This is a genomic window from Pseudoalteromonas sp. SG45-5 (genome assembly GCF_014164085.1).
Classification (GTDB): Bacteria; Pseudomonadota; Gammaproteobacteria; order Enterobacterales; family Alteromonadaceae; genus Pseudoalteromonas; species Pseudoalteromonas aliena.
In genome coordinates, this window is record NZ_JACJEM010000009.1 from 21,861 (window position 1) to 43,675 (window position 21,815).

Annotated in this window: 15 protein-coding genes; 6 read left to right on the plus strand and 9 right to left on the minus strand. The window is 39.4% G+C overall.

Features of this window, described 5'->3' with window-relative positions; all coding sequences use genetic code 11:
* The first annotated feature begins 122 nt into the window (after positions 1 to 122).
* On the plus strand, positions 123 to 1,124 hold the full coding sequence (dgcA, locus tag H5119_RS04105; protein ID WP_259399003.1) for an N-acetyl-D-Glu racemase DgcA: 1,002 nt from the start codon (positions 123 to 125) through the stop codon (positions 1,122 to 1,124).
* 479 nt (positions 1,125 to 1,603) lie between these two features.
* On the opposite strand, the gene H5119_RS04110 is transcribed toward dgcA, so the two are convergent.
* Positions 1,604 to 3,661, minus strand: coding sequence for a CapA family protein (locus H5119_RS04110; RefSeq protein ID WP_182701314.1), 2,058 nt, complete (start codon positions 3,659 to 3,661; stop codon positions 1,604 to 1,606).
* Positions 3,662 to 3,880: 219 nt separating this feature from the next.
* Between H5119_RS04110 and H5119_RS04115 the strand changes: the two genes are divergently transcribed.
* The 4 genes from H5119_RS04115 to H5119_RS04130 all read left to right on the plus strand — a co-directional run bounded on the left by H5119_RS04115 (position 3,881) and on the right by H5119_RS04130 (position 9,862).
* Entirely contained in the window at positions 3,881 to 5,371 is a 1,491-nt protein-coding gene (locus H5119_RS04115; RefSeq protein WP_182701315.1) for a SulP family inorganic anion transporter, read from the plus strand.
* A 10-nt stretch (positions 5,372 to 5,381) separates the two neighbouring features.
* The gene (locus tag H5119_RS04120) at positions 5,382 to 6,233 is read left to right on the plus strand and encodes a universal stress protein (protein ID WP_077538221.1); all 852 of its coding nucleotides are present in this window, start codon (positions 5,382 to 5,384) and stop codon (positions 6,231 to 6,233) included.
* 425 nt (positions 6,234 to 6,658) lie between these two features.
* Positions 6,659 to 8,137, plus strand: coding sequence for a PAS domain-containing sensor histidine kinase (locus H5119_RS04125; protein ID WP_259398976.1), 1,479 nt, complete (start codon positions 6,659 to 6,661; stop codon positions 8,135 to 8,137).
* Between the two features lie 27 nt (positions 8,138 to 8,164).
* Positions 8,165 to 9,862, plus strand: coding sequence for a GGDEF domain-containing response regulator (locus H5119_RS04130; protein WP_077538223.1), 1,698 nt, complete (start codon positions 8,165 to 8,167; stop codon positions 9,860 to 9,862).
* A 54-nt stretch (positions 9,863 to 9,916) separates the two neighbouring features.
* Here H5119_RS04130 and H5119_RS04135 read toward each other — a convergent pair whose 3' ends face one another.
* The 7 genes from H5119_RS04135 to H5119_RS04165 all read right to left on the minus strand — a co-directional run bounded on the left by H5119_RS04135 (position 9,917) and on the right by H5119_RS04165 (position 19,214).
* Entirely contained in the window at positions 9,917 to 10,357 is a 441-nt protein-coding gene (locus tag H5119_RS04135; RefSeq protein ID WP_077538224.1) for a response regulator, read from the minus strand.
* Positions 10,354 to 11,808 carry an ATP-binding protein gene (locus tag H5119_RS04140; protein WP_182701316.1) on the minus strand — a complete coding sequence of 485 codons (1,455 nt, stop codon included), beginning with the start codon at positions 11,806 to 11,808 and terminating at the stop codon, positions 10,354 to 10,356. The genes H5119_RS04135 and H5119_RS04140 overlap by 4 nt, the downstream gene beginning before the upstream one ends.
* A 492-nt stretch (positions 11,809 to 12,300) precedes the next feature.
* The gene (gene prpF / locus H5119_RS04145; protein ID WP_182701317.1) at positions 12,301 to 13,467 is read right to left on the minus strand and encodes a 2-methylaconitate cis-trans isomerase PrpF; all 1,167 of its coding nucleotides are present in this window, start codon (positions 13,465 to 13,467) and stop codon (positions 12,301 to 12,303) included.
* 11 nt (positions 13,468 to 13,478) lie between these two features.
* A complete protein-coding gene (gene acnD, locus H5119_RS04150) occupies positions 13,479 to 16,088 on the minus strand; it encodes a Fe/S-dependent 2-methylisocitrate dehydratase AcnD (protein WP_182701318.1) in 2,610 nt (869 codons plus the stop codon).
* Between the two features lie 126 nt (positions 16,089 to 16,214).
* The gene (gene prpC, locus H5119_RS04155) at positions 16,215 to 17,339 is read right to left on the minus strand and encodes a 2-methylcitrate synthase (RefSeq protein WP_182701319.1); all 1,125 of its coding nucleotides are present in this window, start codon (positions 17,337 to 17,339) and stop codon (positions 16,215 to 16,217) included.
* A 48-nt stretch (positions 17,340 to 17,387) separates the two neighbouring features.
* Entirely contained in the window at positions 17,388 to 18,266 is an 879-nt protein-coding gene (gene prpB, locus H5119_RS04160) for a methylisocitrate lyase (protein ID WP_182701320.1), read from the minus strand.
* Positions 18,267 to 18,527: 261 nt separating this feature from the next.
* The gene (locus H5119_RS04165) at positions 18,528 to 19,214 is read right to left on the minus strand and encodes a GntR family transcriptional regulator (RefSeq protein WP_077538230.1); all 687 of its coding nucleotides are present in this window, start codon (positions 19,212 to 19,214) and stop codon (positions 18,528 to 18,530) included.
* Between the two features lie 265 nt (positions 19,215 to 19,479).
* On the opposite strand from H5119_RS04165, the gene rsmF reads away from it, so the two are divergent.
* Positions 19,480 to 20,931 (plus strand): 16S rRNA (cytosine(1407)-C(5))-methyltransferase RsmF, encoded by a 1,452-nt coding sequence (gene rsmF / locus H5119_RS04170; protein ID WP_182701321.1) that lies wholly within the window; start codon positions 19,480 to 19,482, stop codon positions 20,929 to 20,931.
* A 192-nt stretch (positions 20,932 to 21,123) separates the two neighbouring features.
* On the opposite strand, the gene H5119_RS04175 is transcribed toward rsmF, so the two are convergent.
* Positions 21,124 to 21,813 (minus strand): VpsP family polysaccharide biosynthesis protein, encoded by a 690-nt coding sequence (locus H5119_RS04175; protein ID WP_182701357.1) that lies wholly within the window; start codon positions 21,811 to 21,813, stop codon positions 21,124 to 21,126.
* Between the last annotated feature and the right edge of the window lie 2 nt (positions 21,814 to 21,815).

The following is a 21,815-nucleotide window of genomic DNA, read 5'->3' on the forward strand; positions in this document are numbered from 1 at the left end:
AATCTATCTTAAACAGGTAGTAAACCTCTTAAGCATAGCTCAGGTTAATTTAGCTAAAAAATCAATTATGCCAATTTAACTTGAACTCTGCTGTTTAGTAAAAAACTTAGAAGGGCGAACTTTTGTCTACAAATTTGACTATTACACTGGTGCATCAACAACTGCCATTAAAACATATTTTTCGTATTGCTCGTGGCGCAAAAACACAAGCCGATGTAGTGCTATTAACTATCTCCAATGGACAATATACCGGCAAAGCTGAAGCTGTTCCCTACGCTCGCTACAAAGAATCAATAGACACAGTGACGCAGCAAATCAGATCGTTTTCGACGCAAGTGATCAATCTAGAAAATATTAATAGCCTCATTAATTTAATGCCTGCGGGGGCTGCTCGTAATGCACTAGATTGTGCATGGTGGGATTTGCAAGCGAAACTCAGTGGCACTGCTGTGGCTGAATTACTCAATCTTGCGCCTGCACTACCCTGTATTACTGCACAAACATTAAGTATTGATACACCGAGTGCGATGGCAAGCTCGGTAGCCAAACTAAATAATCCTCCATTAGTAAAAGTAAAATTAGATAATCAAGATATCGTCCTAAAAATGACCGCGATAGCCAAAGCGGCTCCAAACAGCCAATTTATTGTCGATGCAAATGAGGCGTGGACAATAAACGATTTAGTCAACTGTGTTACGCAATTAAAAGCACTGAATGTGGTATTAATTGAGCAACCGTTACCTGCCGGAAAAGACGATGAATTAATAGATTTCAACTCCACTATCCCACTTTGCGCAGATGAATCTTGTCATACACGAGCCGATCTAGCTTACTTAAAAGAGCGCTATCAAGTGATAAATATTAAACTTGATAAAACAGGTGGGCTCTCTGAAGCTGTATTATTATCTCAAGCAGCAAAAGCGCAAGGTTTCCAAATAATGTTAGGCTGTATGGTCGCAAGTTCACTTGCAATGGCCCCAGCTGCGTTACTCGTTAATGAAGCTGCATTTGTTGACTTAGATGGCCCACTTTTAGTTAATAATGATTATGCGGAAGGTTTTAAATTTGAAAATGGAGTAATGTATCCCCTGACTAGTCGGCTTTGGGGAACTGGCTCAGAATAATAATCCTTGTAGCAAAATCGATTTAATTAGGTTTATCGCTAATAGCTTGCATGCTTGCAAAAATAAGTGAAAGCCGAGTCAAGCTTCGCATTTTACTCATCACGTTAATTATTACTGTAAAAACCTGATTTTTAGTTAGCGCAAATAAATTTAAATGTCATTAAAGTTTAGGGGCTGTTGACTTTGAAGTTTAAATTTACAGCGATATGTTTAGCTTTTCAGGCGGTTCAGCGCCTATATAAAGTGCGGTTACTGCCCATAAATAGGTGATAATACCAATTGCATTAAATTAGTGATCTATTATAGCGATAAAAAAATAGCTCAATAACAAGGCTAAAATTATGATACATAGTGTTCTATGTAAATATTTTTTAACGTAGCTAGTGAGTTATTTAATACGCTAGAATGATCATGTTTTTAATAAAATTGGTATAACAACACAACTCATACTCTGCCTGACTTGAAACCAAATATGTAACTCAAAACTTTACGATTATAGGCGCAGATACCGTTTTATTTATACCTAGATAAGCCGCTTGAGCGCTCAAAGCATTATAGTAGTTAGGTTTAGACTCTTTACTGTACGCACTTTGCCATTCAATCAAGGAAAAATCATCGATATTAATATGACCCTCTCCAGCATTTTGTAACTGTATTTCGGCTATTACACGGTAGCCTCTATAGCCCACACGTGGTGAGTTAAAATCCAATTCAATATTTTGCCAGTCCGAAGCTGCGTCAAGTTCTACACTGCCTATCAACTGTTTAGCGCTGTTATTTAAAGCATCAAACAACTTTTGACGTTTTTTTCGTCCTTGCCAATAAAAGTTAATTTTTACTGGAGCTTGTACATTAAATTTAGCTTTTAACGTCATAACACTTCCAGCATGATATACACGTCTAAAGCTTTGCATACCAAATACGCTTGGCTCATTTGCTGCCAACTTTACACGCAGACTATGTTGTCCGCTTGCACCAAAACCATTTAGCGTTGTGCTATTTTGCTCGAATAACCAGCCGCGCTCAGGGCTATCAAAAGTCGCAAAGCTTTCAAAATCACTACCATTAATTAAATTTGTCCCTAACCGATAAGCGACTTCAGTATTAGGCATTTTTATTTCAGTAATTTTTCTATCCCAAGGTGTATGATAGATTGGAATAGCTCTCTCATTGTTAGCAACATGAATGGCTAACTCAGCGTTATTCTCTGCTACTTTACTATCAAGCACGTGTTGAGAACGGATAATACCATGCCCACCAGATGTCGTTATTACTGTATTTCTTTGTTTAGATAGTTCAGTTAAACGTTTCATCACCGTATAACGGTGCATACCTGTTGCCGGCGTAGGCTTATAGCCTTTTACATATATCGGCACGATTTCAGCACGGTGAAATTCACCGTCATCTAGCCACACGTAAAGAATAAAGCTGTGCTGAGTCGCACTAAAGTTTTGGTCAAAAATAAAATTCCCCATCGAATAGGCTATCAGCTTATTGTTGTATAGCTCTAATCCTTGTGCCACATGTGGATGATGAGCAATGGCTAAAGCAGCGCCTGCATCTAATGACGATTTCAAACGCTGCTCTGTTACACCTGTTGGATTATTAGCGTATTCTTGGCTGCCATGATATTGCACAATCGGGATTTTTTTTTGTGCTAATTGCTTAGTAATCGACGCTTGCATATTCTTCATTGAGCCATATGCAGCACCTCCGTGGTGGTCATTCGCAGTTTGCGTTGGGCTAGCACTGCCCTCCCAGCCAACATAACCAAGCATAGCAAAATCAATTCCATTAATTGTTTCTAAATGTGCTTTTAGCGCTGACTCTGCATCAACACCAGCCCCAGAGTAGCCTAATTTACTTCCCTCTAAAAACGATAAAGTGGATTGTAAGCCCGCCTCCATATAGTCATAAGTATGATTATTACCTAAGGAAACATAATCAATACCGGCCCAAGCCAAAGCTGATACTATTTCGGGTTTTGAATAGAAGGTTACCGATTTAGGTGCTCGCTCTGTCGGTTCTTCATTCGCAATTTGAGTTTCAAGATTTACCGCAGCATAATCAGCTAAACTCATATAAGGTTTTATGTATTGAACTATCGCCTTACTGTCTTCTAGTTTATTATCCTCGTTGATAAGTGTTTTATCGCCAAAATAAGGATGATAAAAACGACGCCCCATCATCACGTCCCCACCAAACGCTAACATCGTTCGACTTTTCTTTTTTTTAACTAAGATAATGTCATCAATATGCGCTAATTTATGATTAGTTAATTCAAAGTCACTGAAAGTTTGAATACTCGTGTAGTAATCATCGTGAGACAAACGTATTGTATACGTCGAATGGCGTTTTATATTAACCGTAAACACCCCATTTTTATCGCTTGTGATATTATTGCCATTGATAGAAAAAAGTACATTAGGTAGAGGAGAGCCTTCCTCATTTATAACTTTGACACTCACGTTGAGCATTTCTTCGGCTTGACAATTAAGACTTAAAATCACGAATAAAATTACAAATAGTTGACGCATATAAACTCCTATTATTTTTATAATCTTCACATTATAGCTTTTTGCTCGCGTTAACTATATTTCACATTTACATGTCAAACATAACCATAGGGTATAGTTATTTAAAACTACGCCCTGCTCTACTCAAAGAAGCGTGATACGGTATCGCCCGCTACACTATATTTGCTCTTATTCTATACACACTCCCTTTATTTGGGGGAAACTAAGTAGGTTATTTATATGCTCGAACACATAAAAAGAGACTGGCTTTGTAATATTCGTGGCGATGTACTCGCTGGTATTGTTGTGGCACTAGCCTTAATACCTGAAGCAATTGCCTTTTCTATTATTGCAGGCGTTGATCCAAAAGTCGGCTTATACGCCTCATTTTGCATTGCAGTTATTATTGCCTTCGTAGGCGGTCGACCAGGCATGATATCGGCAGCAACCGGCGCTATGGCGCTATTAATGGTGACGCTGGTGAAAGATCATGGCCTTGAATACTTGCTTGTTGCTACCTTGCTCACCGGTGTACTACAAATATTTGCAGGCTTTTTAAAGCTCGGTGAATTAATGCGATTTGTATCGCGCTCTGTTGTAACAGGTTTTGTAAACGCATTGGCTATTTTAATATTTATGGCGCAACTACCTGAGCTTACTAATGTTACGTGGCATGTGTATGCAATGACGGCGGCGGGCTTAGGTATTATTTACCTCTTCCCGCACATTCCAGCTATTGGTAAAATGATCCCCTCTCCTTTGGTCTGTATTGTTGTTATTACATTGGTTTCACTGTTTTTAGGGCTTGATATAAGAACCGTGGGCGACATGGGCGATTTACCCGACACTCTCCCTATATTTTTATGGCCAGATGTACCGCTAACACTTGAAACACTGCAAATTGTTTTACCCTATTCAATTGGTCTTGCCGTTGTGGGCTTACTTGAGTCGATGATGACCGCGACTATTGTCGATGATTTAACCGATACAACGAGCGACCGCAATAAAGAGTGTAAAGGTCAAGGTATTGCAAACATTGGTGCGGGTTTATTTGGCGGTATGGCCGGTTGCGCTATGATTGGTCAATCAATTATTAATGTTAAGTCCGGCGGACGTGGGCGACTCTCAACTTTTATTGCCGGTTTGTTTTTAATCATCATGGTGGTATTTTTAGATGAATGGCTGCGCTTAATCCCTATGGCAGCATTAGTTGCGGTAATGATTATGGTATCGATTGGTACATTCTCGTGGGCATCAGTTAAAGATTTAAAAAAGAACCCCCTTTCGTCAAATGTCGTGATGATTTCCACCGTTATTGTGGTTGTTGCTACGCATAATTTAGCGATGGGGGTTTTAGTTGGCGTGTTGTTAGCTACGTTGTTTTTTGCCAATAAAATTGGCCGTTTTATGCTCGTTAAAACCAAGCATGATGAAAGCAGCGATCAAATAATCTATGAAGTCGTTGGCCAAGTGTTTTTTGCCTCCGCTGAGCAATTTATTGCGTCGTTCGATTTTAAAAATACGGTTTCTAACGTGGTAATTGATTTAACCCATGCTCACTTTTGGGATATAACCGGTGTATCGTCACTCGACAAGGTGGTTATTAAATTTAGGCGAGAAGGTGCAACGGTTAACATTATTGGGATGAATAGCGCAACCGAAACCGTTATCGATAAATTTGGTGTACATAACAACCCTGAAGAAGTTGAAAAACTACTTGGCGGACATTAAGGAGCATGTAATGACTAAAATAATTACCTACGTGGATGGCTCAGCCATAACTAAAAACGTAACTGAAGCCGCTATTTGGGCTTCAAAAAAGTTAAATAAATCCATTAGCTTTGTGCATACAATTGAAAAAAAACAGCAAACTAATATTGGCGATTACTCTGGTAGTATTGGCTTAGGTGCCCATTCAATTTTACTTGAAGAAATGACCAAGCTTGACGAACAGCGCTGCAAAGTGAGTTTAAAAATGGCTGACGAATTATTGCACTCCGTAAGCGAGCATGCAAAATCGGCAGGTATCACTGATTTTGAATTAATTAAGCGCCACGGTGATTTACTCGATGCCGTTATAGACTTTACAGATGATACGCGCCTTATTGTTATTGGCCAAAATGGTGCGGGGCATAGTAATAGCCTAGCGGTACTTGGCTCACACATAGAAACCTTAGTGCGCAATGCAACTCAACCTATTTTGCTTATTCCTGAAACGTTTAAACAGCCTACGTCATTTATGATTGCTTACGATGGGCGTGAAACTGCCGATAAAGCGCTGCAACAAGTAATTGAGGGCGGTTTATTACATGGCTTGCATTGCCATTTAGTGAGTATTAAAAATAACGAAAAAGACCTTGAAGAAAAGTTTGTTAACGCGCAGTACACACTCACCCGTATGGGTTTTGAGGTGTCAGCCAGCTTTTTAGAGGGCAATATTTTTGATTCGTTAATACGATATAAAGAGCAAAATAATGTAGGTTTAATTGTAATGGGCGCATTTGGACATTCTAAACTAAGGCAATTTTTTGTAGGCAGTAACACCACCAAAATGCTTGAAAATAGCGATGTACCCATCGTAATTTTAAAATAATACATAAAGGGGGTTATCGTTTGCGGTTAAACTTACAGTGCTGCCCCCCTGTACCAAAATATCTCACGAATAACCTGTAAAACAGATCGTTAATTTGATACCAAAATTACTATCTAAACGTTAATTTACGAAAAGTGAATTATTTCTGCATTATAAAAATAATCAACTACAATCAGTTAGTGACTTGTTATGTGAAGTTTGGCGTAAGAAGATGATTTAACCGAAATTATACTAAGGTCTGTTAACCTCATCAGGATTAAATTTGTTCTATCTAGGGGCGAATACAAAGGACAGCGCATGTTTAGTATTTATGCTGTGTTATCGCCTATCAATGGGGATAAGGCCCGCTTTGACCAAAAATAAACATAAAGCTGAAATTTAACCTCGAAAGATAAACTGACCCTAATACATTTAAAGGAATTTAGATGCCTAATGCAAACAACTATATTAAAAAAACGTCACGACTAGATGACATGCAAAGGAGTCTTTTTTTTGATAGTGAGGTTCAAATAAGCTTGGGTAATTTCGTAGAACTAGTTATTAAAATTTTTGACGCTACGGCATGCTCTATCATCGCAAGCCCACTTCAAACCCCAATAGAATTATGCCAACGTAGTTCAAAAATAACGTTAACTAAAGACGACTTAAAAAATATTTCAAATACCACAGTAAATATAAACTCCAATATATTAAGAGTTGTTGCGCCTATTAATTTGACCTCACATGTTCAATTTGGCTGGATAGTATTTGAGCGTCAAAGTGATATCGCCTTCACAGAACAAGAAAAATCAATATTCTCGACGTTAAAAAATGGCTTAATAAATCAATTAGCTCTGCGACGTCGCCTACTTGAGGCAACGGATAATGCCGAACTTCAATTAATGATTTCCGAGCTAAATAAAGATTTAGTCTGCATAAAAGATGAACATTTTAAAATAGTGTATGCAAATGATGCATTTAAGAATATGTACCCTGAGAATATGCAAAACAACATCATCGGCTGCACTACCGTTGAAAGTTATGAAGATGATAAAGCTAAAAAGTTTTTAGCCCAGGACAAAATAGCTCTGCATTGCGGTTTTAGCCAAATAGTCGAAAACCTCTGTAGGCCAAACGGTTCAAGCTTTATCGCTGACACTGTCAAGCGGCGTTTTGAGGATAGATTAGGCAGTTTATATATTCTCACGGTCAGTAAAGACATAACTGAAAAAGAGCAGTTAATCAATAAAATAGAAGCAGCACATAGTGAACTCGATGAATTTACAAGTATTGCTTCACATGACTTAAGATCGCCATTAAATGCAATAAAACGTTTACTAGAGTGGATTTCAGATGATTGCAAAGATTTGCTTCCCAAAGAGCACCTTGAAAACTTTCAGCTAGTCATAAATCGTACTAATAGAATGCAGGTGTTATTAGAAGATCTACTGAGCTATTCGAGAATAAATGGTTGTGATGGTACGCTGGCAAATATATCTTTAGACGCTACCTACCTTGATATCAAAGAGTTATTAGACCTCCCAAAAACACTCACCGTTAATATTAATGCTAATAATCAATTAATAACCATACCTGTTATCCCTTTTAAAATCGTAATTTCAAATCTTATAAGTAATGCCGTTAAGCATAATGATAAAAAAAGTCCTATTATTGATATTTCGTTACTTCCCGATAAAAATTACTATGTTATTGAAATAAAAGATAATGGCCCAGGAATAGAACCTAAATACTTTTCCCTCATTTTTAAATTATTTCAAACTTTACAATCTCGTGATGACGTAGAGGGCAGCGGTATTGGGCTGTGTATCGCAAAAAAGCATATTATGAATTACGGCGGCAAAATAGAAGTAACTTCTGATGGAAAACTTGGCAGCACATTTACTGTTTACTGGCCTAAAAAATGATTTTATTTAAGGCGTATTGAGGAACATATGTATATATTAATCGTTGATGACGACTTAGTAGATCGAAAATTAATTAGAAAAATGCTGATTTCAGATGGCGCTCAACTTCATCACATTACTGAGGTGACGTGCGTATCTGAAGGTTTTCAAGCTATTGAAAAAACTCATTTTGACGTAATACTACTCGACTACAATATGCCTAAAGAAGACGGTATTGAAATGCTTATTGAAATGCGAGCAAAGCCCAAACTTGGCAATACTGCAATTATTATGATCAGCTCCTCTGAAAACTCAAGCGTAGCAATTGAGTGTATAGAGGCCGGAGCTCAAGACTTTTTACCAAAAGGTGATATAACGCGAAGTAGCTTAAATAAAGCACTTATATACGCAAAAAAACGTTTTGAGGCAGAGCAACGTATGCACGACAGCTACCTGGCTGTAAAACATATGGCAGAAAGAGATCAACTCACGGGACTATCTAACAGATACCATTTTGAAGAAGTACTAAAGGTAATGATAGCGAATAATAAACGGACAAAAAACTGTGTTGCGCTGCTAGCTTTAGATTTAGATAACTTCAAAAATATAAACGATACGCTAGGGCACAACGTTGGCGATGAAATATTAATACAAACAGTAACAAGAATAAATAATTGCCTGCGACGTGATGAAGGCTTTGCTAGACTCGGGGGAGATGAATTTGCCGTTATAATCGGCGGTATTTGTAACATAAATCAAATTGGTATGATCGCAAACAGAATACTGGAAAAAGTCTCTGAGCCGTTTATACACAATGGCATAACCATTAATTGTACTGTTAGTATTGGCAGTGCCTTATACCCTAATGACGCAACAGAAGCACACGAATTACTAAAGTGCGCTGACATTGCCATGTATCGTTCAAAACAAAGCGGGAAAAGTAAAATAAGTTTTTACAAAGCGCAATTTCAATACGAATTTAGCCGCCGCGTCGATATTCAAAATAGTATTAAACATAATCTAGAGAAAAAGAATTTCCGGCTATTCTATCAACCTGTTTTTTGTTCAAAAACTCAGAGAATATCAGGGGTTGAAGCGTTGATCCGTTGGCCAGACACCGAGATTAGTTATACCCCTGACGAGTTTATTCCTATCGCTGAAGAATGCCGACTAATAAATCCACTAGGCGACTGGATCATTGCTACAGCGTTAGAGCAGCTCTCAGTTTGGCAACAAAGCTACCAAATGCCATTAACGCTATCAATCAACATTTCACCGGTGCAGTTACAAAAAGACACGCTCTTAACGTATTTATTAACCACTATTGAAAAGAGCAATGTAAAACCAAGTAATGTAATACTTGAAATAACTGAAACCGCCTTTATGGAAGACAGCAAAGAGGTTATTGATATATTAACTACGCTGTCAAATAATGGCTTTAGAATTGCCTTGGATGATTTTGGCATGGGGTATTCATCCATATCTCACCTGATGTCCTACCCTATTGATATAGTGAAATTAGATAAAAGCATGCAACCATTGGGTGATAATAACGATAAGCGATTAAAAATAATTGAAGGATTATCGCTCATGCTCAAAGCTCTGGATTTTTCTGTTGTGGCCGAAGGTATTGAAACCCCAACGCAGCATGCACTATGCAACACATTGGGAATTGATTACTTACAAGGGTTTTTATTTGCAAGGCCTATGCCCGCACACGAAATCAGCCAGTTACTAAAAAAATAAAAAAACTTAGCAAGATTCGTCCCTAAACAGCTGAGTATTAATGAAAATCCAACTTCAGATTAAATATTTACCAATAACAGCCTGTACTTTTTCTTTTAGATCTTTAGCTTGGAAATCCCCTTTGACTAAATAACCTTTAACAAAGTCATATGCCATGATAATTTCTTTTTCTTCTTTTCTTTCAGATGAACTAAACATCATAACCACACAGGAGCTGATTTCTATTATTTTTCTCAGTTCAGCAAACTCTTCTAAAAATTGCATCCCGTTAACTCTTGGCATATTGATATCTAAAAAAATTAAAATTGGAGGAAAGTCGCCTGGATATTCTTGTCTGTTAGCTTCATAATTTTCTAAAAACTCTAACGCTTCTTGCCCATCACTTTTCTCGAAGACAGTGAGTTCTAAATTAGCTTCTTTTATTAGTCTTTTAAGAATATAGCGGTCGACCTCGTTGTCATCAATAATTAATATAGGTGGTTTGGTTTTTTTCATTTTAGTGTATCCATCGGTATTATTATTTTAAATGTAGTCCCTTTATTAGAACTTTGTAATGAAATTTCTCCGTTTAAGTACTCAACATGTTTTTTTACAAGTGCCATCCCAAGCCCTGAACCACTACTGGTTTCAACATGAAATCGTTTAAACATATCAAACACTTCACTCTGATGCTTCTTTGGTATTCCGATCCCGTTATCAGTTACAATAATAATAAGCTGTTGCAGTTCATCGTGTATATCACAGTTAACGAAGGGTGAAGCGTTATCTTTGTCGTAATATTTCAATCCGTTTGATATCAAGTTTTCAATAATTTGGGCAAAGCGCGCCTTTTCTGACCTAATTGGTGTTGATAGATTAACACTGGTATTTAAAGTGCATGGGTTATCCTTCATCAACCAAGTTAACCGCTCTTTCATATCAATAAATATTTGCTCAAAATCAATGAAATCTTTTTCTTCATTGCCTATTTCGGCCTTGGCTAATAATAAAATATCAACAACCAGAGTTTCTAATTTTTCCATCTGCTGATAAATAATACGTGCGTTATTGCTTGCTTCCTCAGTGTCCCCTGCTTTGATATCTTGAATTACAAATTGAGCCAACGATTTAGCGCCCGATAACGGTGATTTAAGATCATGAGATGCCCGATAAGCAAACTGTGCAAGCTCATCATTTGCTTGTTGGAGTGAGGCTGTTTGGCTATTTACAATCGCTTTTAGCTCAAGACTGTTCTCGATATTTAAAATCTCACTTTTGATTCGGTGCCTAGCCGCAATGACTAGTGCTTTTAATTCTCCACTCGTCTTCTTATCAAGCTCATCATCCAAATTAATATTATCTTCAGGTTTACTTAATAAAAGCTTGGTTAAATTACGAATAGAACTTGATATGGTGCGCGATAGATAACTTATAAAAATAATATTAAAAAGAGATATTATTAAAACCAGCGGTATCAAAGTCATTAATATAAACGACACCGTCTTTCTGATTGGTTCCTCAAACACCTCCGAATGTTGATTAAAACCATCAAGTGCCGCATTCATACCGATTAAAAAATCGTCTTTATTAAGCCTGTCGTTTTTATACTGCTGAACAAGCAGTAATGCACTATCAGCAATTTTAATGTCATCTTCGCAAATCGTTATTGCTTGATCGGTTTTAATTACTTTCATTATGATGCGGTTCAGATGATTTATTTCATTTAAGCAATCAATAGGTTGTTGCTTAATTGCTAATATATCTGATTCTATGGTTTGTATATCTACAGGGGCATCACTTGCTATTTTTCTAACGGATTTTGTTAACTGATTAATATACTTTAAATGAAGAAAATTAAGCTGATGAAACTTAGCCCCTTTCGCTATCTCAAAAGCAGAAAAAACCGTAATGCTTATTTCAAACGTAGTCAACAGCACAATTAGCATCAGCTTGTTAGAAATATTCATGAATTACTAAACCTATTTTAATTATTAGTCGATGGTTTACTGTTATGGCATCATATTTATCATCGTTTTTTGGGATCTGTTGGCCTTTACGGATTAAAACTTGTTCTGCCTAGAATGAACCCAAAAGGCAGCGCATGTTTGGCATATGTGCTGCGCTATCGCCAATTTATGGAAAATCACACACCATCGGCACTACCTTGCCTAAAAACCAAACATATTGCTGTAAATTCAACATCGAAAGATAAACATGTCTGAGTATTAGGTATAGCAGGCATTACTTTTTTTGCTAGGCGGGGTAATAATTTTAATACCATTCAAAATTAATACTTGTTCTATTCAAGGGCAATTTAATTGCGATGTAAAATGTGTGACCGAATAAACTCAGTAACTATTTCAGTACTATGCTAATGACTTATATTCTTGTATAAAATAAAGCAAGGCTTCAGCTGTTGCCTACATCCCTGTTAGCAACAAAAAGTAATGGCGTCTATATTATTCGGGTACTCTTACAACTCCTTCCATTAATACTCGAGCACTGCGGCTCATGCTTGCCTTAGTAACTAGCCAATTACCTGCACTGTTTTTAGCCTCAGCCCCTACTTTTAGCGTGCCCGACGGATGACCAAAGTTAACCTCACTTAATGCGCCGCCACCAGCGGCTATATTAACGAGTGTGCCTTCAATTGCTGCAGCTGTGCCAATAGCAACAGCAGCTGTGCCCATCATGGCATGGTGCAGTTTACCCATCGACATTGCGCGCACGAGTAAGTTAATGTTGGCAGCCTCAATAACTTTACCGCTAGACGCAGTGTAATCTAAAGGCGCTGCAACAAACGCAACTTTTGGCGTATGTTGGCGAGCTTGCGCTTCATTAATATCAGTGATTAAACCCATTTTAACGGCGCCATAAGCGCGAATGGTTTCGAGCTTTTCAAGCGCTGCAACATCGTTATTTATATCGTCTTGCAGCTCTGTACCGGTATAGCCAATATCTGCGGCGTTAATAAATACAGTAGGAATACCTGCGTTTATCATCGTGGCTTTTAAAGTACCAACACCCGGTACTTTTAAGTCATCAACTACGTTACCTGTTGGAAATAACGCGCTATCGCCATCAGCAGGGTCCATAAATTCAAGTTTCACTTCAGCTGCTGCAAAGGTAACGCCATCGAGCTCAAAGTCGCCGGTTTCTTGCACTTCGCCATTGGTTATAGGGACATGCACTAATATGCTTTTTTTAATATTAGCCTGCCACACGCGCACAATAGCAACACCGTTATTAGGTACTCTGCTTTTATCGACCAAACCATTACTAATGGCAAAAGCACCGACTGCTGACGTTAAATTACCGCAGTTACCGCTCCAATCTACAAAAGGTTTATCTATAGCCACTTGACCAAACAAGTAATCAACATCGTGTTCGGCTTGCTCACTTTTACTTAAAATGACGGTTTTACTGGTACTTGATGTAGCACCGCCCATGCCATCTGTTTGCTTAGCATACGGATCGGGGCTGCCAATAACGCGCAGTAATAAATTATCGCGCGCCTCGCCTGCTACTTGAGCAGGCTTTGGCAAATCAGTTAAATTAAAAAATACACCTTTACTGGTGCCGCCACGCATATAGGTTGCAGGCACTTTAATTTGCGGTTTAAACATAATACTTGCCCTTATGCAGATTGTGTTGCTTCTAAAAAGTCTTGTGCAAAGCGTTGTAAAACGCCACCAGCTGCGTAAATAGAAAGCTCTTCTTGGGTATCGATACGGCACTTCATAGGCACAGTGAGTACTTCACCCTCTTTACGGGTAATGCTTAGATTGACGGTGGCACCTGGTTTTAAATCACCCGCTACATCGTACGTTTCGCTGCCATCTAACTTGAGCGTTTTACGCGTTGTGCCCGCTTTAAATTCAAGCGGTAACACACCCATACCAATTAAGTTAGTACGGTGAATACGCTCAAAACCTTCTGCTGCTATTACTTCAACGCCTGCAAGCCTTACACCTTTTGCCGCCCAATCGCGCGACGAACCTTGACCGTAATCGGCACCCGCTACAATAATAAGTGGTTGCTTACGCTCCATATAAGTTTCGATTGCTTCCCACATACGAGTATTAGTACCTTGTGGCTCTAATCGCGCGTAAGAACCTTGTTTGACCTCACCGTTTTCATCAAGCACCATTTCATTTAACAGTTTTGGATTAGCAAAGGTTGCACGCTGCGCTGTTAAATGATCGCCTCGATGCGTTGCGTACGAGTTGTAATCTTCCTCTGGGACGTTCATTTTGGTCAGGTATTCACCAGCGGCACTACTAGCCATAATTGCGTTTGATGGCGATAAATGATCGGTTGTAATGTTATCGCCAAGCACTGCTAGCGCACGCATACCCGTCATTGTGCGCTCACCCGCAAGTGCACCTTCCCAATAAGGAGGGCGACGAATGTACGTACTTTCTGGGCGCCAGTCGTAAAGTGGGTCGTTATCTTCACCGTAATCTACGGTTAAATTAAACATCGGCTCGTATACTTTTCTAAATTGCTCAGGCTTAACGCTTTGCTTAATTACTGCATCAATCTCTTCGTCAGATGGCCATAAATCTTTAAGCGTAATATCATTGCCTTGTTGATCTTGCCCTAGTATCCCTTTTTCAATATCAAAGCGAATAGTACCCGCAATGGCGTACGCAACAACTAAAGGAGGTGACGCTAAAAATGCTTGCTTAGCATAAGGATGAATACGCCCATCAAAGTTACGATTGCCCGAAAGCACCGCTGTCGTGTATAAATCGCGATCGATGACTTCTTTTTGAATAACAGGGTCAAGGGCACCACTCATACCATTACAGGTAGTACACGCAAAACCAACAATGCCAAAGCCCAGTTGCTCAAGCTCTGTTAGTAGGTTTGCATCTTCAAGGTATGATTGCACCGCTTTTGAGCCCGGCGCTAATGAAGTTTTAACCCAAGGTTTGCGCGTTAAGCCTTTTACATTTGCGTTACGGGCAAGCAGTGCAGCGGCAATTACATTGCGTGGATTACTGGTATTAGTACAGCTAGTAATAGCGGCAATAATACACGCGCCGTCTGGCATTAAGCCTTCTTCATTTTCAACAGCGCCCGAAATACCTTCTTTAGCTAAATCGCTTGTCGACACACGGCGGTGCGGATTAGATGGACCGGCAATATTGCGCCCTACGCTTGATAAGTCAAACTTAAGTACACGCTCATATTTTGCGGTTTTTAAGCTATCGCTCCAAAGGCCTGCTGTTTTAGCGTAGTTTTCTACAAGGGCAATTTGTTCTTCTTCGCGACCGGTTAAACGCAAGTAATCTATGGTTTTATCATCGATATAAAACATAGCTGCAGTTGCGCCAAATTCAGGCGTCATGTTGGAAATGGTTGCTCTGTCGCCAAGTGTAAGCGCGTCAGCACCTTCACCGTAAAACTCTAAATAAGTAGATACAACACGTTGCTCGCGTAAAAATTCAGTAATAGCCAATACAATATCGGTTGCGGTAATACCTGGTTGGCGCTTACCTGTTAGCTCAACACCGACAATATCAGGTAAGCGAATATAAGAAGCGCGGCCAAGCATAACACTTTCAGCTTCAAGCCCACCTACGCCAACAGCAATAACGCCCAGCGCATCAACATGTGGCGTGTGGCTGTCGGTACCGACTAGTGTATCTGGGAAGGCAATGCCATCTCGGTTTTGAATAACCGGCGACATTTTTTCAAGATTAATTTGATGCATAATGCCGTTACCCGGTGGAATAACGTCAATATTTTTAAACGCAGTTTTTGTCCAGTTGATAAAGTGAAAGCGGTCGTCATTGCGTCTGTCTTCAATAGCGCGGTTTTTTTCAAATGCGTCAGGATCAAAACCGGCATGCTCTACCGCTAGTGAATGATCAACTATTAACTGTGTGGGTACCACTGGGTTCACTTTTGCTGGGTCACCGCCTTTGGCTGCAATTGCATCACGCAAACCTGCTAAATCAACAAGTGCTGTTTGCCCTAAAATATCGTGGCAGACCACACGCGCTGGATACCACGGAAAATCTAAGTCTTGTTTGCGCTCAATCAGCTGATTAAGTGCATCGGTTAACATGGCAGGATCGCATCGGCGTACTAGATTCTCGGCAAATACACGTGATGAATAAGGTAGCGTGGCGTATGCACCTGGCTTAATTGCATCTACGGCTTCTTGCGTATCGTAATAGTCGACGTTTGAGCCCGGTAGAGGTTTACGGTATTGGGTATTATTAATTATGGTCATAATAAATTCGCTAATTGGTGACGGTGTTTGCTCACAGCTAGCGTGTTTAATGAAAAGTTTGAGAAAAACTGCTCGCTAGTGGCTATGTACAATAAAAAAGTGAGCACATGCGTGCTCACCCATTTTTTAACGTGACTCTATTGGTGTGTAACTACGTGCATCGGGCCCTGTATAATCGGCACTTGGGCGAATAATACGGTTGTTAGCACGTTGCTCTTTAACATGGGCAGTCCAACCCGTAACACGGCTCATTACAAATATTGGCGTAAATAATTTAGTTGGAATATCCATAAAATGATAAGCAGATGCATGAAAAAAATCGGCGTTACAAAACAGTTTTTTCTCGCGCCACATAATCTCTTCACAACGAACAGACACAGGGTAAAGCACCGTATCGCCTACTTCATCGGCTAGTTTTTCAGACCATTTTTTAATGATCACATTACGTGGATCAGACTCACGATAAATAGCATGGCCAAAGCCCATAATTTTGTCTTTACGTGCAAGCATGCCCATGACTTCTTGTTCGGCATGTTCAGCGCTTGTGAAACCTTGGATCATATCCATAGCCGCTTCGTTAGCACCACCATGAAGTGGACCACGCAGCGTACCAATCGCACCAGTTACACAAGAGTGAATATCAGAGAGTGTTGATGCACACACACGACCCGTAAAGGTAGAGGCGTTAAATTCATGCTCTGCGTATAAAATTAGTGATACGTTCATCACTTGCGCAAATAACTCGCTAGGTGCTTTGTCATGTAACAGTGTTAAAAAGTGTGCGCCAACAGAGTCGTCATCTGTTTGTGTTTCTATGCGTACATCATCGTGTGTAAAGCGGTACCAGTAACAAATAATACTTGGGAACACGGCAACCATACGATCAATTGCATCGTTGGCTTGGCTAAAATCGTTTTCCATTTCAAGGTTACCCAACATTGAGCAACCGGTACGCATTACATCCATTGGATGCGCGTCTTTAGGAATATTTTCAAGCACGGTTTTAAGTGCATCTGGTAAGCCGCGTAAGCTTTTAAGTTTAGCTTTATACTCTGCCAATTCACTTGTTGTAGGTAACTCACCGCGTGAGAGTAAAAACGATACTTCTTCAAACTGCGCTTTTTCGGCAAGTTCGCTAATATCGTAACCACAATACGTTAAACCAGAACCACTTTGTCCAACAGTACACAATGCTGTTTGACCAGCCACTTGTCCGCGTAAACCCGCGCCGCCTAATGCTTTATCTACCATGATCTTCTCCTGTCTATAATTTGTGTGTGGTATCTATTTTAATAATTATTATTTGTCAGATTTTGCTGAAAAAAGAGTATCGAGTGTGTTCTCGTACGTGTGGTAATCTAAAAAGTCGTAAAGCTCTGCGCGCGTTTGCATATTTTCAATTTGGCTTTGTTGCGAGCCTTCATTTAAAATTGCTGAATACACGTTAAGTGCCGCCTTGTTCATAGCTCTAAATGCACTGAGTGGGTAAAGCACCATTTCAACGCCTACATCACTTAGCTGCTCTTTTGTATAAATAGGTGTTTGGCCAAACTCAGTAATGTTTGCCAAAATTGGAACGTTAATCGCTTTTGCAAATGCTTGGTAATCAGCGAGGTCGTGCACGGCTTCTGCAAAAATAGCGTCAGCACCGGCTTCAACACAGGCAGCTGCACGGTCAATAGCGGCATTTAAACCTTCTTTTTGAAACGCATCGGTACGGGCCATAATGTAAAAATCGCTGTCGGTTTTTGCATCAACCGCCGCTTTAATGCGGTCAATCATCTCACCTTGGCTGACAATTTCTTTATTTGGGCGATGCCCGCAACGCTTTTGCGCTACTTGATCTTCTATATGAAAACCCGCTGCACCGGCTTTAGTCATTTCTTTTACTGTGCGCGCAATGTTAAACGCCCCACCCCAACCGGTATCGGCATCAACAAGTAGCGGTAAATCGCTTGCACCGGTAATACGACGAATATCTTCAAGCACGTTATCAAGGCTGGTCATACCCAAATCAGGCATACCAAACGAGGCGTTTGCAACACCCGCACCTGAGAGGTAAATAGCTTGGTGGCCCATTTTTTCTGCCATCATCGCTGTGTAGGCATTAATAGTACCTACCACTTGTAACGGGCGGTTATTAGCAATAGCGTGTTTAAATTTTAATCCTGCTGACATTACTTTCTCCTCACTTTGAACGGTTGCTACGTGGAGTAACTTATAGTTTTAATCTGTAATTATGACTGTTTAACTGTTTTACTTATTTTTAGCGGCTAAATCGTTTTGAGCTGCTCATACCAATCTGTATGGGTATGAGGTCTATTTAACGATAAGAAAATCGTTCTGTAACTAGGCAATAATTTTTATGTTTAGTGGTTCTAAATAAAAAATTATTAACGACGTTACGGAGCTATTTAATCCGTTAAATTGTTCGAATACTCATATTGATTGGTATACTTCAAATTTGGTTTGAATATTTGCTTGCGATGCACTGATGTGGCGCTTCATTAGCATTTCGGCCAGTTCGCCGTCGTGGTTTTCAATGGCGTTAATAATTGCTAAATGCTCATCAAACGCTTTTGATACACGCGGCCCCACCATGCCCATTTGTACACGATACATGCGTATTAATTGATAAAGCTCATTACACAGTAAATGAATTAAATGCGCGTTTTTACTGCCTTGAATAATACGGTAATGAAAATCTAAATCGCCGGCTTCTTGATAGTAAGATTCACCTTCTTTAACACGTTGTGTTTGTAGGTGCTGATTAAGTAATTGCTTTAAGCCTTTTATCTCTTCGGGTTCCATATTGTCGGCAGCCAACCTACATGCCAAACCTTCAAGTGAGCTGCGAACTTGGTATACTTCAATCAAACGCTCAGCGGTAAGGGCAACTACTCGGCAACCTACGTTAGCTTTACGCTCAACAAGGTAGCAACTCTCTAAGCGATTTAACGCTTCTCTAAGCGTTGCACGGCTTACACCATAACGCTTTGCAAGTTCAGGCTCTGATATTTTACTGCCTTGAACTATACTGCCTTCAACAATCTCACGGCGCATATCTACAAATACCTGATCTGATGCGGTAGTAATAGGCGCTTCGTTTAAAAATGTATGTGTCATAAGTTATTTTTTAGATTGTCGACAATTAATGCCGTTACTATGTGCTTATTAAAAAACCATGTCAACCCTTGAACCCAACAAAAAGACTAAAAAATGCACTCATTGTCGACACTATTAATCTAAAGCCTTATGAAAACGCTTTTAAAATAGACTAAACCAGTAAAGTGTCGACACTGCAATAAAGCTGATGTTAAGTTTTTTAGCGCTGAAAATGCGTTATATAAATGCTATTATCGCGCTTTATTTTTATAGTATGAGCCAACGCGTGAACGCTAACACTTTTATTCCTGAGCACTTTATTGATGACGTAAAAACCTATTTACCAGCGCATCTAAACTTAGATGACTTTTTAAATGCGTGTCGCAGGCCACTCAGAAAATCTATCCGCGTTAATACATTAAAAATTAGCATTGAAGAATTTGTAGAACGTACAACTGAAAAAAATTGGCTGCTAACCCCCATCCCTTGGTGCAGTGAAGGCTTTTGGTTAGAACGCCCAAGCGATGAAGAGCAAAACCTCGCTCTTGGTAATACCGACTTACATTTAAGCGGTGCGATGTACGTACAAGAAGCAAGTTCAATGCTGCCGCCTATTGCCTTAAAACAAAGTATTGAACTCACAGACACTCAAAATAACACTGTACTTGATATGGCATCAGCACCAGGCTCTAAAACCTCGCAACTGGCTGCGCTTATGAATAACCAAGGCGTGCTTGTTGCAAACGAGCTTTCGTCATCGCGCCTAAAAGTACTTAGCGCTACACTCAAACGAATGGGCGTTGGTAACTGTGCGCTCTCGCACTTTGATGGCGTTATATTTGGCAACTACATGTTTGAATGCTTTGATAGCATATTGCTAGACGCGCCCTGCTCTGGTGAAGGTACTGTGCGTAAAGACGCCGACGCACTTAAAAATTGGTCAATAGAATCAAACATACAAATAGCCCAAGTCCAAAAAGACTTAATTAAAAGTGCATTTTACGCATTAAAGCCAGGTGGCACATTAGTGTATTCAACCTGCACACTTACCCCGCTCGAAAACCAACAAGTGTGCGATTATTTACTCAGTGAGTTTGGTGACTATATAGCGCCTGAGTCACTCAGTGATTTATTTGAAGGTGCAAGTAAAGCAACAACAAGTGAAGGCTATTTGCATGTTTGGCCGCAAACATTCGATAGCGAAGGCTTTTTTATTGCTAAATTTAAAAAGCACGCAAGTTGCAACAACCCAAATCAAACTGTTAAAAAAGGCGCATTTCCGTTTAACGAGTTTGATAAAAAGCAAAGCGTCGCGTTTATGCAATCGCTTAAAAAGCATTTTGGGTTAACTAACTTGCCAGGTAATTTAATGCAGCGCGACAAAGAACTGTGGTTATTTCCACAAGGGTTTGAAGCCGTGCAAAATAAAATTAAGTACGCACGTTTAGGCATTCAAATTGGTGTTATTCATAAAAATGGGGTGAGGCTAACACATGAGTTTGCAACTGTATTTGGTAATGAGTGCAAAATTAATGTATTTGCTTTAAGTAACGAGCAAGCAAATGATTATTTTCAGGGTAAAGATATACGCTTAACGGAGGTAACTCAAACAATTGGAGAAGTCGTTTTAACGCTGTGTGGGTGCCCTATTGGGCTGGGTAAATGGCAAAAAAATAAGATTAAAAATTCATTACCACGAGATCTGGTACAAAATACACAATTAATCAGCTGGATTTAAAGTAATACTTTTTAATTAAATACAGTTATATCGAAAAATTAGTTATGCTTTATTGAGCAGCTTTACTACACTTTTAAGTACTTTCTTCTTCTCCCTAAAGAATCTAGAAAGTTTTTTTAGTTAACGCTAGACTCAAATTTGAGTCACTTTAAAGCCCAGAGTGCTTATAAGTCTCTGGGCATTTTTTTGCTTTTATTTACAGTGTACTTTATACAGGTGGGCCGCTCTAACGTCTTCAAACGCATTACCAAATTGAAGTGACAAGCACAATGTAGGGAGCCTATTAACCTGCTTTGCTAAATTAAACACCTCAAAAAATTGATATCCATGTTTAACCGCCAAATTTAATTCAGCAACATATAGCGCTTTAAACTTAGGTGGTAAGTTTGGCCAATTTATTAAAGCAAGTTGAATGATCCCTAAATGAACACTTAATTTATTTGGCCCAACGGACTTTGCTTGTTTAATATACTCATAAACGCGTTCACTAGCTCCTTCTTGATAACTAACAACTTGCGCTAATGCAATCCATGTTTCAGCCCAGCTTTGCCTCAACTCAACTGACTTTAAAAGCGCTTGTTCAGCCTCTTTATAAATTTGCGCATTATTGGCTTGCGTAGCTTCAGTTGAATCTTTAAAGGCATTAATACTTAACATATTTATATGCGCACTTAACTGCCAATAATGCGGATGCGAAGGCTCTAACTGAGTTGCCAAGGCAATAGCATGTTTTGCATCAGATAGCCGCGAGTAATCGGCTGGATCAGCAGTCATTTGCTGCACAGTATTACGTGCACTGAAGTACCAAGAATTAGCACGCATACTCTGAACACTAAGATAAATGATGCATAAAGTAACCATAGCCAAAATAGCGGCTTGCATCG

What these genes read in the sequence shown, in the direction of transcription:
- H5119_RS04130 (WP_077538223.1), top strand. Translation starts at nt 8,165, where the DNA reads ATGTATATATTAATCGTTGATGACGACTTAGTAGATCGAAAATTAATT.
- H5119_RS04165 (WP_077538230.1), bottom strand. Translation starts at nt 19,214, where the DNA reads ATGACACATACATTTTTAAACGAAGCGCCTATTACTACCGCATCAGAT.
- H5119_RS04135 (WP_077538224.1), bottom strand. Translation starts at nt 10,357, where the DNA reads ATGAAAAAAACCAAACCACCTATATTAATTATTGATGACAACGAGGTC.
- prpC (WP_182701319.1), bottom strand. Translation starts at nt 17,339, where the DNA reads ATGGTAGATAAAGCATTAGGCGGCGCGGGTTTACGCGGACAAGTGGCT.
- H5119_RS04125 (WP_259398976.1), top strand. Translation starts at nt 6,659, where the DNA reads ATGCCTAATGCAAACAACTATATTAAAAAAACGTCACGACTAGATGAC.
- H5119_RS04110 (WP_182701314.1), bottom strand. Translation starts at nt 3,661, where the DNA reads ATGCGTCAACTATTTGTAATTTTATTCGTGATTTTAAGTCTTAATTGT.
- H5119_RS04115 (WP_182701315.1), top strand. Translation starts at nt 3,881, where the DNA reads ATGCTCGAACACATAAAAAGAGACTGGCTTTGTAATATTCGTGGCGAT.
- H5119_RS04140 (WP_182701316.1), bottom strand. Translation starts at nt 11,808, where the DNA reads ATGAATATTTCTAACAAGCTGATGCTAATTGTGCTGTTGACTACGTTT.
- prpF (WP_182701317.1), bottom strand. Translation starts at nt 13,467, where the DNA reads ATGTTTAAACCGCAAATTAAAGTGCCTGCAACCTATATGCGTGGCGGC.
- H5119_RS04175 (WP_182701357.1), bottom strand. Translation starts at nt 21,813, where the DNA reads ATGCAAGCCGCTATTTTGGCTATGGTTACTTTATGCATCATTTATCTT.
- prpB (WP_182701320.1), bottom strand. Translation starts at nt 18,266, where the DNA reads ATGTCAGCAGGATTAAAATTTAAACACGCTATTGCTAATAACCGCCCG.
- H5119_RS04120 (WP_077538221.1), top strand. Translation starts at nt 5,382, where the DNA reads ATGACTAAAATAATTACCTACGTGGATGGCTCAGCCATAACTAAAAAC.
- acnD (WP_182701318.1), bottom strand. Translation starts at nt 16,088, where the DNA reads ATGACCATAATTAATAATACCCAATACCGTAAACCTCTACCGGGCTCA.